Here is a 14905-nt window from a genome sequence, read left to right as displayed (position 1 = left end):
GTAATCAAAACGGGGTGGAACAGGTAGATTGTCGGCATGGACGAACGCAAGGTGTCCCGAAGCGCAGTCATCGCCGCCCCCGCGGAGAAGATCTTCGCGATCATCGCCGATCCGCGCCGCCACCCCGACATCGACGGCTCCGCCATGGTCCGCGGCAACCTGTACGGGCCGGAGCGGCTGGAGGCCGGCTCGACGTTCGGCATGAGCATGAGACTGCTCGGCATCCCCTACCGGACCAGGAACCGGGTCGTGGAGTACGAACCGGACCGCCGCATCGCCTGGCGGCACTTCGGGCCGCACCGCTGGCGCTGGGAGCTGGAGCCGGTCGACGAGAACACCACCCGGGTCACCGAGACCTTCGACTACTCGCACGCGGGCCCCTACGCCTTCCTCTACCGGCTCGTCGGCTACCCGTCGCGCAACGCCCGCGCCATCGAGGCCAGCCTGCAACGGCTCAAGCAGTTGCTGGAGGCGTAGCCGGCAGCGGCGGACCTCCCGCCGGTGACCGGTCCGCCGGTCACGCCGGATAGCACTCCACCTCCGTCGCCTTCACCCCGGCCCACACCCGGACCCCCGGGGACAGCGCCAGTTCGGCGAGCGCGGCCGCCGTGATGTCGGCGTTCACCTCCAGGACGCCGGTGAGGTGCACCCGCACCCGGTCGCCGAAGGGCTCCACGCCGTCCACGGTCAGCGGCCACACGTTGCGCGGGCTGCCCGCGGGCCGCTCCCGGTACAGGGCGACGGCGCGCGGCGGGAACGCGGCGAACACCTCCCCCTCCACGGACTCCGCCACGGTCAGCACCGCCCCCTCGCCCGAGGAGGCGGCCAGCCGCACCCGCGTACCCGAGGCGCGCCCCCGGTACAGGTTCACCCCCACCAGCCGGGCCACGTACCCGGTGCGGGGCCGCCGGGCCACCTCGGCGGGCGAGCCCTCCTGCACGGCCGCGCCGCCCTCCAGCACCAGCACCCGGTCGGCGAGCACCATCGCGTCCAGCGGGTCGTGGGTGACCAGCACGGTCGCCCCGGCGAAGGCCGCCAGGCGGCGGCGCAACTGCGTGCGGACCGACACCCGCGTGTGCGCGTCCAGCGCCGCCATCGGCTCGTCCAACAGCAGCAGCCGCGGGCGCACCGCCAACGCCCGGGCCAGCGCCACCCGCTGCTGCTGGCCGCCGGACAGCGCGCCCGGCCGCGCCGCCGCGTACCCGTCGAGGCCCGCCTCCGCCAGCAGGTCCAGGGCGAGACGGCGGGCCCGCCGCGCGGGCACCCCCCGGCAGCGCGGCCCGAACGCGACGTTCTCCACCACGCTCAGGTGCGGAAACAGCAGGTAGTCCTGGAACACCATGCCGACCGGGCGCCGCTCGGCGGGCGCGGTCGTCACGTCCGCGCCGTCCACCAGGACGTGCCCCTCCGACAGCGGCACCAGCCCGGCGAGCGCGCGCAGCGCCGTGGACTTGCCCGCCCCGTTGGGGCCGAGCAGCGCCAGCACCTGGCCGAGTGCCACGCGCAGCCGCACGTCCAGCCCGAAGCCGGGACGGCGCACCACCAGGTGCGCGTCCAGCACGGCCGCCCCCGGACCGCCGGAGCTCACGGCGTCCCCGTCCAGCGGTCCCGCAGCAGCACCAGGACCAGCACGGACACCGCCAGCAGCACCAGGCTGAGCACGATCGCCGCCTCCGGGCTGCGCTGCATCTCCAGGTACACCGCCAGCGGCATGGTCTGGGTGCGGCCGGGGAAGTTGCCCGCGAACATGATGGTCGCGCCGAACTCGCCGAGCGCCCGCGACCAGCACAGCACCGCGCCCGCCAGCACGCCCGGGGCGACCATCGGCAGCGTCACCCGGCGGAACACCGTCCAGCGGGTCGCGCCCAGGGTGGCCGCGGCCTCCTCGTAGCGCCGGTCCACGCCGCGCAGCGCCCCCTCCACACTGATCACCAGGAACGGCATGGCCACGAACACCTGCGCCACCACCACCGCGGCCGTGGTGAACGGCAGCGAGTACCCGGTCCACTCGTACAGGTACCGGCCGAGCACGCCGTTGCGGCCCAGCACCAGCAGCAGTGCCACGCCGCCCACCACCGGCGGCAGCACCAGCGGCACCGTGACCAGCGCCCGCACCACGCGCCGCCCCGGAAACCCGGTGCGCGCCAGCAGCCACGCCAACGGCACCCCCAGCAGCAGGGAGACCGCGGTCGCCGCGGTCGCCGTGCCCAGCGACAGCAGCAGCGCGTCGCGCACCCCGGCCGACAGCAGCCGGGCGCCCAGGGCGGACCACGGGGCGCGCACCAGCAGCCCGGCCAGCGGCAGCACCAGGAAGCCGAGGCCCAACAGCGCGGGAAGCACCAGGAGCCAGGGGACGCGGCCCGCGGACAGCCGCCCGGACCGCCGACCCCGCTCAGGGAAGGACGAAACCGGCATCGGTCAGCACCTTCTCCCCCTCGGGGGAGGCCACCAGGGCGATCCACTCCGCGGCCAGGCCCGGCTCGGGGCCGCCGTCGACCACCCCGATCGCGTAGTCGTTGACGGCCTCCCCGGACTCCGGGAAGTCGACGCCGAGCACCCCGCCGCCGGCGGACAGCACGTCGGTGCGGTACACCAGGGCGGCGTCCGCCTCGCCCAGCCGCACCCGGGTCAGCGCGGCCTTCACGTCCTCCTCCCAGGACACCGGCTCCACCGCGACCCCGGCGGCCTCCAGCACGGTGCGTGAGGCGGCGCCGCACGGCACCTCCTCGGCGCACAGCACCACGGCGACGCCGTCCGCGGCGAGGTCGTCGAGCGAGCCGACCCCGGCCGGGTTGTCCGGCGGCACCGCGATCTGCAACGTGTTGCGCGCGAACACCTCCGGGCCGAGGGACACGCCGACGCCGTCGACGACCCGGTCCATGGTGGCGGTGTCGGCGGAGGCGAACACGTCGGCGGACGCGCCCCGGACGAGCTGTTCGGCGAGGGCCGAGCTGCCCGCGAAGGAGAACTCCACGGTGACGCCGGGGTGCTCCTCCTCGAACCGCTCCCCCAGTCCGCCGAAGACCTCGGTGAGGGAGGCGGCGGCGAACACGGTGAGGGTCCGCCCGTCCTGCTCGGACGTGCCGGGCGCGCACGCGCAGGCCGCCAGGGCGACGCACAGTGGCGCGGCAAGCCGGGAGAGTCTCACGCGACGACCCTACCGCGCCCCGCCCGCCCCGACCCGGCCGGGCAGGGGCTGACCTGCGAGAGCACCCCGGCGCCTGGTAGTGCTGGCACCACCGCGTTCCGGCGTGGTGCCGCCAGTGCGCCCTGTGCGACGCCCGCCTACGGTTGAGAATCGACCGGCGGTTCGTCGAGGAGCGCGGGAGGTGAGACGGATGACGGACGGCGGATTCGGGGCGTGGCGGGAGCGCCTGGTGTCGGTGCTCCACCTGTTCACCTCGTTCGCGCTGTCCCTGCTCTACCTGACGCCCGCGGCGCTGCTGGTGCTGGTGGTCGGCTCCCTGTCGGCCACGGTGGCCGAGATCGTGCTCGGCTTGGTGACCCTCGACTGGGAGCTGCCCCTGCTGGCCGCCCTGACCCTGGTGTCCCTGCCCGCGGCCACGCTGCTGTCCCGGCTGTTCACCCTGGTCCAGAAGAAGCGGGTGGGCTCGCTGTTCGGCATCGTGGAGACCACGGTGCCCGAGGCCGGCGACGCGCCGCCGCCGCTGCGCGCGCTGCGGTTCGTCCTCGGCCGGGACGCCTGGACCGCGGTGCTCTACAGCACCGTCGCCGGGGCCACCGGCCTGCTGTTCGGGGGCCTGACCGTGCTGCTGGTCGCCTACGGGGCCGGCGGGGTGGTCGGCGGCGTGGTCGCGCTGGCCGTCACCCTGCTGAGCACCGTGTCGGTGCAGACCACCAGCCTGGCCACGGTCCTGGTCTGCCTGCTGGCGGGGCCGCCGCTGGTGGTGGGCGGCCTGTGGGCCGCCCCGCACCTGGTCCGCCTCGACGCCCGCATCATGCAGCGGGTGCTGTTCGACTCCCCGCAGGTGCGGGTCCGCCGCCGGCTGCTGGAGCTCAGCGACTCCCGCTCCCGCATGGTGGACGCGGCCGAGGCCGAGCGCCGCCGCATCGAACGCGACCTGCACGACGGAGCCCAGCAGCGGCTGCTGGCCCTCACCATGACCCTGGCGCGGGCGCGCGCCAAGTTCGAACGCGACCCCGAGCAGGCCCGGCAACTGCTGGAGGAGGCCCAGCGCGAGTCCCGGGCGGTCATGGCCGACCTGCGGGAGGTGGCCCGCGGGCTGCACCCGCGGGTGCTCACCGACCACGGCCTCGACGCCGCGCTCCCGGTCGCCGCCGGACGCTGCCCGGTGCCCGTCCGCCTCGACGTCGACCTGGACGAGCGGCCGTCGCCGCGCGCCGAGGGCGTCGCCTACTACGTGGCCTGCGAAGCCCTCACCAACGTCGCCAAGCACGCCGGGGCCTCGTCGGTGACGGTGCGGGCCGAGCGGGTGGCACGCCGCCGCGGCGGCGACCTGCTCCGCATCACCGTCACCGACGACGGCCGCGGCGGCGCCGACCCGGACGCGGGCACCGGACTGCACGGGCTGTCCGACCGGGTGCAGGCGGTCGACGGCGCGCTGTTCGTGCACAGCCCACCCGGTGAGGGGACCGTCCTCACCGCCGACATTCCCTGGAAGGCGTAACCGTGCGCGTGATCATCGCTGAGGACTCGGTACTGCTGCGCGGCGGCATGGCCCGCCTGCTGGAGGACGCGGGCATCGAGATCGTCGCCCAGGTCGGCGACGCCGACGCGCTGCTCGCCGCGGTCGCCGAGCACGACGACGTGGACCTGTGCCTGGTGGACATCCGCATGCCGCCCACCTACTCGGAGGAGGGCATGCACGCGGCGATCCGCATCCGCGCCGAGCACCCCGACGTCGCGGTCCTGCTGCTGTCGCAGCACGTGGTCGGCACCTACGCCGCGCAACTGCTGGGCGGCGGCGCGGCGAAGGTCGGCTACCTGCTCAAGGACCGGGTGGCCGACATCGACGAGTTCCTGGAGACCCTGCGCCGCATCGCCGACGGGGGGACCGCCATCGACCCGGAGGTGGTGGCGCAACTGCTCAGCCGCAACACCGACAACGCGCTGGACCGGCTGAGCCCGCGAGAGACCGAGGTGCTCGCGGCCATGGCCGAGGGACTCACCAACGCGGGCATCGCCGAGCGGCTGGTCATCACCGAACGCGCGGTGGAGAAGCACGTCCGGTCCATCTTCACCAAGCTCGACCTGCTTCCCGACCCGCACGACCACCGCCGGGTGCTCGCGGTCCTCCAGTACCTGAGAGCCAGTTCGGGGCGGTCGTGACCATCCCGCGCACGAAGAAAGCGAAACCGCGATGACCTTTACCGCCAGAGGACTCTACGCTTCGTCGAGCAAGGCGCCGAGAGACCGCCGGGGCCGGGGCTGGCTGATCGTCGGCGCGTGCATCGGCCTGGCCGCGCTCGGCGTGGGCGCGCTGGGCGCCCTCAACACCGTCGCCACCACGACCAGCACCGAGACGCAGGAGTTCCCCGCCTCGGCCGTCCTGGAGATCGACAACCAGACCGAAGGAGGCGTCACCGTCGTCGTGGGGGACGACGACACGGTCACCGTGGAGATGCGGATGTGGTCCTCCATGACCGCCGTGGCCGGGCAGAAGGCGCAGACCCAGGGAGACCGGCTGCGGCTCGCCGCCCGCTGCGGCAGCGCCCTCGTCTTCGGCCGCTGCGCCGTGGACTACAAGGTCACCGTGCCGGAGGGCACCGAGGTCTCGGTGGTCGCCCTGACCGGGGACGTCCAGGTCACCGGGGTCTCCGCCCCGGTCGACGTCACCACCGACACGGGGGCGATCCAGGTGGCGGACGTCGAGGGCGGGATCACCCTGGAGAGCGACACCGGCAACATCACCGCCGAGGGCTCCGGCCCTTCCGCCGTCGCGACCAGCGACACCGGAACGGTCGACCTGTCGGGCTTCGAGGCCGCCGAGGTGCGGGCGACGACCGCCGTCGGCGACATCTGGATCGGCTCGGGGTTCGAGACCGCCACGGTGCGCAGCGACACCGGGTCCGTGCGGGTCGACACCGACACCGAGTTCCGGACGCTGACCGCCACCACCGACATCGGGGACATCGAACTCCGGGTGCCCGACACCGACTACCGGGTGATCGCCCGGACCGACATCGGCGCGGAGAACATCGCGGTGGACCAGTCCTCCGGCGCCGAACCCTGCATCGAGGCCCGCAGCGACACCGGGTCGATCACCGTCCTGCCGCAGTGACCCTCCCGCCCGCTCCGTCCGCCGGGGCGGGCGGTTTCGGCGCCGATTCCGTTTCGCCGGACAGGCCCGGAACCGCCGCGGGCACGGCGAAATGGCTAGAGTGCGTAGCAGCCGAGACGGAAGAGGGCCGATGGAAGACAACTCGTTCGCCCGGGTATGGCAGGACGTCTTCACCGTGCAGCCCGAGCCTCCGCTGTGGCTCGTCATCACCACCGGAGTGATCGCGCTGCTCGTGGTGGCGACAGGAGGCCGGGCGTGGCGGATAGCCCGCAACGTGGTCACCATCGCCCACGAGGGCGGCCACGCGCTCGCGGCGCTGCTCAGCGGACGCCAACTGGCCGGAGTCCGCCTCCACTCCGACACCTCGGGCGTCACCGTCTCCCGGGGGCGCCCCGACGGCATCGGCATGATCGTGACGATCCTGGCGGGCTACACCGCGCCCGCCGTGGTGGGACTCGTCGGGATCGTGCTGCTCACCGCCGGGCGGATCACCGGCCTGCTGTGGATCAGCATCCTGCTGCTGGCGATGATGCTGCTGCTCATCCGCAACGTCTACGGCGTGGTGTCGGTGGTCGGCACCGGGGCGGTGGTCTTCCTCGTCTCCTGGTTCACCCCCGCCCAGGTGCAGAGCTTCTTCGCCTACCTGTTCACCTGGTTCATGCTGTTCGCGAGCGTGCGCCCGGTGTTCGAACTCCAGTCCCAGCGCCGCCGCCAGCCGTCCCCGCACTCCGACGCCGACCAGCTCGACCGGCTGACCGGGGTGCCCGGCACCGTCTGGGTGATGTTCTTCGGCCTGTTCAACATCGCCGTGGTGGTGCTGGGCGTGTGGCTGCTGCTGTTCCGCTGACGGCGCGGCGGTGCGGGGAGCGCCGCGCGCCGGGTCACGCGGCGGGCGCCTCCAGGGCCGCGGCCACGGTCGGGTGGACGGGAATGCGCGTGTCGATGGCGGTGACCCGCAGCAGCTTGGCGATCCGCTCGGACGGCCCCGCGATGAACAACTGGCAGTGGCGTTCCTGGGCGGCCCGGTAGCTCTGTACCAGCACCCGAAGCCCGCTGGAGTCGATGAAGAAGAGACCGGAACAGTCCAGCACGACACGGCCGCCCGGGTGCTTTTCCAGGGCGGCGGCGACCGCGTCCCGGAAGTCGTGCTCGGTGGCGATGTCGATCTCTCCGCCGAGCACGATGACAGCGGCGCCGTCGCGCTCGTCAACGGTGATCTGCAACGCGGACATGCTGGCTCCGGAAAGATACGCCGATGCTGGCTTCCGGCCGGGAGACGCGGCGAAACAGACCTTCCACCGGCCGGAACGCGGGGACGAGGCACGGGTGGACCTGCTGGCAGGCATGCGAGCGGGCCGGGAGGTCTGTCTCATGTGTGCCACTCCTCGTTTCGACGACACGGACTCGCCGAACGCTACGAGTTTTTCGCGGACCGTGGTGATCAGTCGTCTGGGGCGGTTCGCTCCCGGCGCGGTGGTGGACTCTCGAATGGTCCTACGCGGCACTGCTGCGTCTGATCGTTGCTTGCTCTGCCGCCGAAGGGCGACGTCCGTCCCGGACGATACCACACGCCCGTCGGCGGATTTGGGGTTTTCTCGCCTGTTTTGCTCACACAGTCGCGGTTCGACCGCACTCCGAGACCGCCCGGGGCTCCGCCGACGGCCCCGTGCGCTGCAAGACCCAGGTGCAGGCGGCGAGGGTGAGCGGCACCGACACGGTGAGCGCCAGCGCCGGAATGGCGATCCCCGAATCGTTGAACGCGAACCCCGCCAGCCCGGTCACCAGCGAGCCGGTGATCCCCGCCCGCAGGGTCGGCGCGTACTCGTAGACCCGCCACAGCACGCCCACCCGCCAGTCCAGCGGGTTGTTCAACACGGCGAACAGGAACAGCAGCGCCGCCGCGGCCAGCAGCGTCAACTGCCAGTTGCCCAGGGAGCCCAGCATCGCGTCGAGCTTGCGGGAGACCACCGGCCAGGCCGTGCCGTCCAGGACCTGGCCCGCGAACAGGCCGAAGTGGCTGCGCTCGTTGAGCGGGCGCAGGTAGTCCAGGAACGACAGGGCGGCGATCGCGGCCACCGCGGAGCCGCCGATCAGCGCCAGCCGCACCGGCGTCACCCGCAGGTCGGCGACGATCAGCAGGGTCACCGCCAGGCCCGGCACCAGCGCCAGCACCCCGCCGAAGTCGGTGCCCAGCCCCGGCCAGCCGATCGTGAACAGCGTCGCCAGCCCCAGGAGCAGGCAGAGCGCCACCGCCCAGCCGCGGCGGCCTCGCGCGATCAGCGGGTGCGCGATCCCCGCGGCGGTCATCAGCATGCCCGTGGCGAAGGTGGCGAAGGCGATGTTGCCGAGCCCGTAGAACCGCCCGGCCACGATCGGCGTGTACCCGGTGGGCGAGTTCATCTGAAGGTCCGACCCGGTGCACAGGTCGACGAAGAGCACCAGGGTGGTCACGGCCGCCACGACCGTGGTGGGCGCCAGGATGTCCCGCCGCCACGGCCCGGCGAGCGCGGCCGCCACGATCGCCGCGTCGGCCAGCAGCACCCCGCCCAGCAGCGCCGCCTGCGGAAAGCCCGCCGACCACCACGGCACCAGGTTGACCAGGTAGCTGGAGACGGGGAAGGCGGCCCCGGCGAGCGCCACCACCCGGGTCACCGACAGCACCAGGTGGCGTTTGGCCCGGTCCCGCCTGCCGTAGCGGTTGAGGGCGTAGGCGGCGCAGACGTAGATGAACAACTGGGTCGCCACCAGCCCGCTGAAGAACCCGGGCACCAGCGACTCCACCACCTCCGCGGCGGTGGTGAACTCCACCAGCCGGTCCACGGCCGCCTCCAGCGCCGCGGGACGCGGCGCCTGCCGCCAGGTCCGCCCCACCGTGCCCCGGTCCGGCGGGGTGCCCAGGGAGTGCAGCAGGGTGGTGGTGATGTCGGTCAGCGCCACCAGGCCGGCCCGGCGGGTGGACTCGGAGACCAGATAGCCGCCGTCGAAGTCGGTGCCGTCCGGCCCCGGGCCGTGCAGCAGCGCGGCGTTCAGGCTGGAGGCCCCGGCCTCCACGGAGATCCCCGCGACCAGCAGGGTCGAGCGCGGCGGCAGGCTGGCGTGCACCGCGGCCAGGTCGGCGTCGATCGCGGCGAGCCGCCTCCGCCGCTCCTGGAGCTCGCTGTACTCGGTGGGGTCGGGTTCCGGCTCGGCCTCCTCCGCGGCCTCCTCGGCCAACAGGTCCAGAGCGTCGGGGAAGCGCAGGCTGCCCTGGAGGTCCCGGGGGACCCCGTCCACCGTGCCGTAGCCGAGCCCCTCCTCCACGACGGCCGAGGGCGGCGGGTCGAGGTACAGGTCGGCGAGGTCCTTCAGGTCGACCACGCCGAGCGTGACGCCCTCCCACGAGGAGCGGTCCAGTTCGGCCGGGTCGTCCAGGTAGCGGTCGACCCGCCCGTCGCTGCCCGCGGCGGCCAGCGCCGCCCCCGGGCCGACCGCCAGCGTGGTGCCGCCGTGGGCGCGGACCGTGTCGCCGAGCAGACCCACCCGTGCGCCGAACCGGGACCCGGCGTTGTAGGAGACGTGCTCGGCGTAGTGGGGCACGACCGCGCCCACGCCGTCGGGCTCCGGCAGCAGCGGCAGTTCGCAGATGGAGTAGGTCTGGCGCTCGCTCGCCGCGCGCTGCCCGGCCGAGACGGTCAGCCACCCGTCGACCGGGCAGGTGCGCGAGGTGACGGTGCGGATCGACAGGTTGCCGATGGCGCTGCGCCCGGCCAGCTCCCACAGGTACGGCGTGACCTGCGGGGTGATCTCGTGCCATTGCAGCCCTGGGACGCCGACCAGCACCACCGGCCCGCGGCGCGGGGCGGCGGCGGGGGCCGCGGCCGCCGGAGGCGCCATGCCGACCAGGACGGCCAGAACAGCCAGCGTGGTCAGCACATGGGCGAGCCACCTGCCTCCAGCCACGCCGGGTCCCCCTCACACGATCAGGCCGTGGCCACCACCCTAAGTCACCCGGGCGCTACGGAACGGGGAACGCCGCCGGAGAGGCGTCAGTTTCCGCGGGGACGTGCGGGCTGCGGAGGCAGCGTGCGGCGCTCCGCCCGCGCGGCCGCGCCCACCTTGCTGAGCAGGGACAGGATGACGGCTCCGGCCGCCAGGTTGAGCAGGGCCGTCGCGACCGCGGCCGCCGCCGGGACGCCCTGGGTGAACGGGCTGACCGTGGCGACCACGACGGCCAGGCCGACGATCCAGCAGAAGAAGCTGAGCGGCCGGGGCGTGTGGGGCAGCAGCAGGTGCAGCAGGCCGGTGGCGGCCAGCGCGCCGAGTGCAGCCAGGACCGCGTAGGCGGCCGTGCCCGCCCCGCCGAACTGCCAGGAGTCCTCCGGGGACGGTGCCGATGCGCCGAGGAGGCCGTTGACGAGCAGGGTTCCCGCGAGGACGACGAGCGCCGCGACCACGGCCGTGGCCAGTCCTCCCGCCCACAGGCGTACCGCGTTGACGGGCCGCTCGCCCCCGGCGCCGAATCCATATTCGGTCATGCCGTTACCCCCCGATACGGCACCTATATGGTCGTTTCGGTATATACCCCCTGTATACAAGTGGTAACCTGGCGGCAAGTCCGCTGGCAGAGGCGGCGCCTCCTACCCCGCCTGGCGGACCTCCGCCCACCGGCCGGACCGCTTCCTCCGGTCGCTCGGCACCACCAGGGGGGTACCGGTCTCCGGGTCGGGGATCACCCGGCAGGGCAGCCCGAAGACCTCCTGCACCAGTTCGGCGGTGACGATCTGGCTCGGATCCCCCTGCGCGACCACCGCCCCGTCCTTCATCGCGATCAGGTGGGTGGCGTACCGGCAGGCGTGGTTGAGGTCGTGCAGCACCGCCACCAGCGTGTGGCCGCGCTCCTGGTGCAGGTCGGCGCAGAGGTCCAGCATGTCCAACTGGTGGGCGATGTCCAGGAACGTGGTCGGCTCGTCCAGCAGCAGCAGCGGGGTCTGCTGCGCCAGCACCATCGCCAGCCACACCCGCTGGCGCTGCCCGCCCGACAGCTCGTCCACCAGCCGGTCGGCCAGGTCGGAGACCCGGGTGGCCGCCATCGCCTCGGCGACGACCCGCTCGTCCTCCCGCGACCACTGCCGCAGCAGCCGCTGGTGGGGGTAGCGGCCCCGCGCCACCAGGTCGGCCACGGTGATGCCGTCCGGAGCCACGGACGTCTGCGGCAGCAGGCCCAGCCGCCGCGCCACCTCCTTGGACGGGTACGAGTGGATGGCCTTGCCGTCCAGGTACACCGCCCCCTCCGACGGCCGGATCATCCGCGACAGCGCGCGCAGCAGCGTGGACTTGCCGCAGGCGTTGGGGCCGACGATCACGGTGAAGGAGCGGTCCGGGACGGTGACCTCCAGGTTGCGGGAGACGACGCGCCGGTCGTAGGCCAGGGTCAGGCCCTCTCCCCGCAGGCGGGAGGACGGGGACTGGGACATGTTCTCACCTCGTTTGTCAGGCACGGCCGCTCCGCCACTCCGCGTACAGCAGCCAGACCAGGTAGGTTCCGCCGACGACCGTGGTGACCACGCCCACCGGAAGCTGCACGGGAGCCAGCAGCCGCAGCGCCGCCAGGTCCGAGCAGAGCAGCAGCGCCGCCCCCATGAGGGCGGACGCGGTCAGCGTCGTCCCGTCGGCGCGGGTCAGCCGCCGGGCCAACTGGGGGGCGGCCAGGGCGACGAACGCGATCGGCCCGGACACCGCGATCGCCACCCCCGTCAGCGTGCTCGCCGCGACCAGCGCCAGCGCCTGGGTGCGCTGCGCGGACACGCCGAGCGCCCGCGCGGTGTCCTCGCCCATCTCCATGAGCCGCAGCCGCCCGCCGAGCAGCAGCAGGACCGGGATCAGCACCGCGGAGCCGACACCGACCGAGGCGACGTGCGACCACTCTCGCGAGTTGAGGGTACCGATCAGCCACACCTGGGCGGACAGCGCGTCGGTGAGTTCGGCGCGGGTGATGAGGTACTGCGTCACCGAGCCCAGCAGCGCGCTGACGCCGATGCCCACCAGGACGAGCCGGTAGCCCTGCACGCCCTGCCGCAGGGCCAGCAGGTAGACGAGCGCGGCCGTGCCCACCCCGCCGAGCATCGCCCCCAGCGCCGTGGACAGCATGCCGCCGCCGAACACCAGGATGGTCAGCACCGCCCCCGTGGACGCCCCCGAGGTGAAGCCGATGATGTCGGGGCTGCCCAGCGGGTTGCGCGACAGGCTCTGGAACACCGCGCCCGCCGTGCCCAGCGCCGCGCCCACCAGGACCGCCGTGAGCGCCCGGGGCAGGCGGACCTCGCGGACGAAGAAGCGGTCCAGCCGCTTTCCCCGGCCGGCCAGCGCGGCCAGCACGTTCTCCAACGTGATCGAGTAGTCGCCGACCGTGAGGCAGACCACCAGCGCCGCGACGACCACGGCGCTCAGGGCGAGGCAGACGGCGAGCACGCGCGGGCGCAGCCGGAACGACACCGGGCCCAGGCGGACGGAGCGGAGGGGGACAGCGGTCACAGTCGCGGCATCCTCGTACGGCGGACCAGGAAGACGAAGACGGGGGCGCCGACCAGCGCGGTGATGATGCCGACCTCCAGCTCCCCGTGGGGCAGCACCACCCGTCCCAGCGTGTCGGAGGCCACCAGCAGGACCGCGCCCAGCACCGCCGAGTAGGGCAGCAGCCAGCGCTGGTCCGGACCGGTGAGCAGACGGGCCGCGTGCGGCACGGCCAGGCCCACGAACGCGATCGGCCCGGCGGCGGCGGTGGCCGCCCCGCACAGTAGCACCACGGCGGTCGCGGTCAGCGCCCGCACCCGGCCGATGCGCGCGCCCAGCGCGGCGGCGAGGTCCTCGCCCAGCGCGATCGCGTTCAGCGACCGGCCCAGCGACAGCGCGAGCAGCACCCCGCCGACGAGGAACGGGGCGACCGAGCCGAGGATCTCCAGGTCCCGCCCGGTCAGGGAGCCCACCTGCCAGAACCGGATCTCCTCGAAGACGAAGTCGTCGAACAGGACGACGCCGTTGGTCACGCCCAGCAGCACCGCGCTGACGGCGGTCCCCGCCAGGGCGAGCCGCACCGGGGTCGCACCGGTCCGCCCCCGGCTGCCCAGGAGGTAGACGAGGACCGAGGCCGCCGCGGCGCCGACGAAGGAGAACCAGACGTAGACGTCGACACCGGTCAGCCCGAACAGGTGGATCGCCGCCACCACGGCGGTGGTGGCCCCCATGTTGACGCCGAGCAGGCCGGGATCGGCCAGCGGGTTGCGCACCAGCGCCTGCATGAGCGCCCCGGCCAGGCCGAGGGCCGCGCCGACCGCGACCCCCAGCGCGGTCCGGGGGACGCGCAGCCCGCGGATCACCGTGTGGTCGTAGGAGCCGTCGAAGTGCCACAGCGCGTCCCACACCACGCCCGGCGGGATGGGTTTGGCGCCCACCGCCAGGCCGAGCAGCGCGGCCAGCGCCAGCACCCCCAGCGCCAGCAGCAGCCCGCCGGCGCGCAGGGCGTGGGCCGCGGCCCGGGCGGAGGTGCGCCGGGTGAGCGCGGCCCGGGCGGCGGACGCGTCGTCGAGGTCGATGCGGTCGGCGTCGACCGTGGCCAGTCGTTCCAGGCTCACCGGACGCCGATCCGGGCACAGGAGTACCGCAACGGCAGGGGCACCGTAGTCCTCCGGGGACACACCGTCAGAAACTTAGACAAGGCTAACCTACGGTGCGTCCCTTGCTGAAGGGGAGGAAACCGGAAGCCCTGCCGGGGCCGGTCCGGTCAGCGGTAGCCCGGGGGATCCGTCCGCGAATCGTCCTCGCTGCGGTCGCGCCCGGTGCCGTCGTGCTCCGGATCCGAGGTGAAGATGTCCCCGCGGTAGCCCGGGTAGTAGGTGGCGCCGGTGCCGTGCAGGCCGCCGGGCCGAGGCCTCCCGCCAGGGGAGCTCCCGGTCCCGGGAGCGGGGTCCGACGGCAGCCGGTAGCCGCCGGGACCGGGCTCCGAGGGGAGCCGGTAGGGCGGGGCCGCGCCGTCACCGGAGGCGGGGGCCGCCCCGTGGGACGGGGACGGGGGAGGCGAGAAGCTCCCGGTGTCCCCGGCGCCGTAGCGCGGGGCGTCGCCGCCGGTGGGCGCGGTGTTCCAGGAGCCGGTGGTCTCGGCGGAGGGCTGGGGGTTCCAGGAACCGGTGGTCTCCGAAGAGGGCTGGGGGTTCCAGGTGGGCGAGCCGCCGAAGGGGGAGTCGGAGCCCGTGTCCGGGGACGCGCCGTAGCGCGGGGCGTCGCCGCCGGTGGGCGCGGTGTTCCAGGAGCCGGTGGTGTCGCCCGCGGGAGCGTTCCACGAGCCGGTGGTCTCCGAAGAGGGCTGGGGGTTCCACGAGCCGGTGGTGTCGGCCGCGGGGGTGTTCCACGAGCCGGTGGTCTCCGCAGAAGCGCCCTGGGAGCCCCAGGCCGGAGAACTGCCGGAGGCGGGAGTGTTCCAGACCGTGTTGGCGTCGGGCTCGTTGTCCTGGGCGTTCCAGGAGGAGGTGCCGCCCGTGGGGGGCGGGTTCCAGGAGCCGGTGGTCTCGGCGGAGGGCTGGGCGTTCCAGGAGCCGGTGGTCTCGGCGGAGGGCTGGGCGTTCCACGAACCGGTCGTCTCCGAAGAGGCCTCCTGAGAGCCCCAGGCCGGA

General features: G+C 73.8%; 14 protein-coding genes and 1 pseudogene. 5 read left to right on the top strand and 10 right to left on the bottom strand.

Annotated elements, in window-relative coordinates; genetic code table 11:
• Window positions 1–36 precede the first annotated feature (36 nt).
• Complete coding sequence (locus AC529_RS04005; protein WP_068753568.1) at window positions 37–477, top strand: SRPBCC family protein; 441 nt, start codon at window positions 37–39, stop codon at window positions 475–477.
• Between the two features lie 40 nt (window positions 478–517).
• Here the strand turns inward: AC529_RS04005 and AC529_RS04000 are convergent, their stop codons facing one another.
• From AC529_RS04000 to modA, 3 genes are read right to left on the bottom strand one after another with little or no spacing between them, the layout of a single operon-like run.
• Window positions 518–1588: an ABC transporter ATP-binding protein gene (locus AC529_RS04000; protein ID WP_068753566.1), complete on the bottom strand. Its 1071-nt coding sequence runs from the start codon at window positions 1586–1588 to the stop codon at window positions 518–520.
• Window positions 1585–2415, bottom strand: coding sequence for an ABC transporter permease (locus tag AC529_RS03995; protein WP_068753564.1), 831 nt, complete (start codon window positions 2413–2415; stop codon window positions 1585–1587). Before AC529_RS03995 ends, AC529_RS04000 begins: the two co-directional genes overlap by 4 nt.
• On the bottom strand, window positions 2393–3148 hold the full coding sequence (gene modA / locus AC529_RS03990; RefSeq protein WP_068753562.1) for a molybdate ABC transporter substrate-binding protein: 756 nt from the start codon (window positions 3146–3148) through the stop codon (window positions 2393–2395). The genes AC529_RS03995 and modA overlap by 23 nt, the downstream gene beginning before the upstream one ends.
• Before the next feature lie 190 nt (window positions 3149–3338).
• Here modA and AC529_RS03985 point away from each other — a divergent pair, with 190 nt between their 5' ends.
• The 4 genes from AC529_RS03985 to AC529_RS03970 all read left to right on the top strand — a co-directional run bounded on the left by AC529_RS03985 (window position 3339) and on the right by AC529_RS03970 (window position 7110).
• Window positions 3339–4649: a sensor histidine kinase gene (locus AC529_RS03985; protein ID WP_068753560.1), complete on the top strand. Its 1311-nt coding sequence runs from the start codon at window positions 3339–3341 to the stop codon at window positions 4647–4649.
• Between the two features lie 2 nt (window positions 4650–4651).
• Window positions 4652–5311 carry a response regulator transcription factor gene (locus AC529_RS03980; RefSeq protein ID WP_068753558.1) on the top strand — a complete coding sequence of 220 codons (660 nt, stop codon included), beginning with the start codon at window positions 4652–4654 and terminating at the stop codon, window positions 5309–5311.
• A 31-nt stretch (window positions 5312–5342) separates the two neighbouring features.
• A complete protein-coding gene (locus AC529_RS03975) occupies window positions 5343–6263 on the top strand; it encodes a DUF4097 family beta strand repeat-containing protein (RefSeq protein WP_068753556.1) in 921 nt (306 codons plus the stop codon).
• A gap of 130 nt (window positions 6264–6393) precedes the next feature.
• Complete coding sequence (locus AC529_RS03970) at window positions 6394–7110, top strand: M50 family metallopeptidase (RefSeq protein WP_068753554.1); 717 nt, start codon at window positions 6394–6396, stop codon at window positions 7108–7110.
• 34 nt (window positions 7111–7144) lie between these two features.
• Here AC529_RS03970 and AC529_RS03965 read toward each other — a convergent pair whose 3' ends face one another.
• The 7 genes and pseudogenes from AC529_RS03965 to AC529_RS20320 form a co-directional block, all read right to left on the bottom strand.
• Window positions 7145–7495, bottom strand: a complete 351-nt coding sequence (locus AC529_RS03965; RefSeq protein WP_068753552.1) for an STAS domain-containing protein — start codon at window positions 7493–7495, stop codon at window positions 7145–7147.
• A gap of 376 nt (window positions 7496–7871) precedes the next feature.
• On the bottom strand, window positions 7872–10202 hold the full coding sequence (locus AC529_RS03960) for a hypothetical protein (protein ID WP_068753551.1): 2331 nt from the start codon (window positions 10200–10202) through the stop codon (window positions 7872–7874).
• An 86-nt stretch (window positions 10203–10288) separates the two neighbouring features.
• On the bottom strand, window positions 10289–10777 hold the full coding sequence (locus AC529_RS03955; protein WP_068753548.1) for a DUF6069 family protein: 489 nt from the start codon (window positions 10775–10777) through the stop codon (window positions 10289–10291).
• A 102-nt stretch (window positions 10778–10879) separates the two neighbouring features.
• On the bottom strand, window positions 10880–11716 hold the full coding sequence (locus tag AC529_RS03950; protein WP_068753546.1) for an ABC transporter ATP-binding protein: 837 nt from the start codon (window positions 11714–11716) through the stop codon (window positions 10880–10882).
• Between the two features lie 16 nt (window positions 11717–11732).
• The gene (locus AC529_RS03945; RefSeq protein ID WP_068753544.1) at window positions 11733–12773 is read right to left on the bottom strand and encodes a FecCD family ABC transporter permease; all 1041 of its coding nucleotides are present in this window, start codon (window positions 12771–12773) and stop codon (window positions 11733–11735) included.
• Window positions 12770–13831: a FecCD family ABC transporter permease gene (locus AC529_RS03940; RefSeq protein WP_394326432.1), complete on the bottom strand. Its 1062-nt coding sequence runs from the start codon at window positions 13829–13831 to the stop codon at window positions 12770–12772. The genes AC529_RS03945 and AC529_RS03940 overlap by 4 nt, the downstream gene beginning before the upstream one ends.
• Window positions 13832–14019: 188 nt before the next feature.
• A pseudogene (locus AC529_RS20320) lies at window positions 14020–14905 on the bottom strand (hypothetical protein); the annotation flags it as partial.

Origin of the sequence: Thermobifida cellulosilytica TB100 (genome assembly GCF_001517975.1) — a bacterium.
Taxonomy (GTDB): Bacteria; Actinomycetota; Actinomycetes; order Streptosporangiales; family Streptosporangiaceae; genus Thermobifida; species Thermobifida cellulosilytica.
Note: the sequence above shows the minus strand (reverse complement) of the source record. Positions and strands in the feature narration are given on the sequence as shown.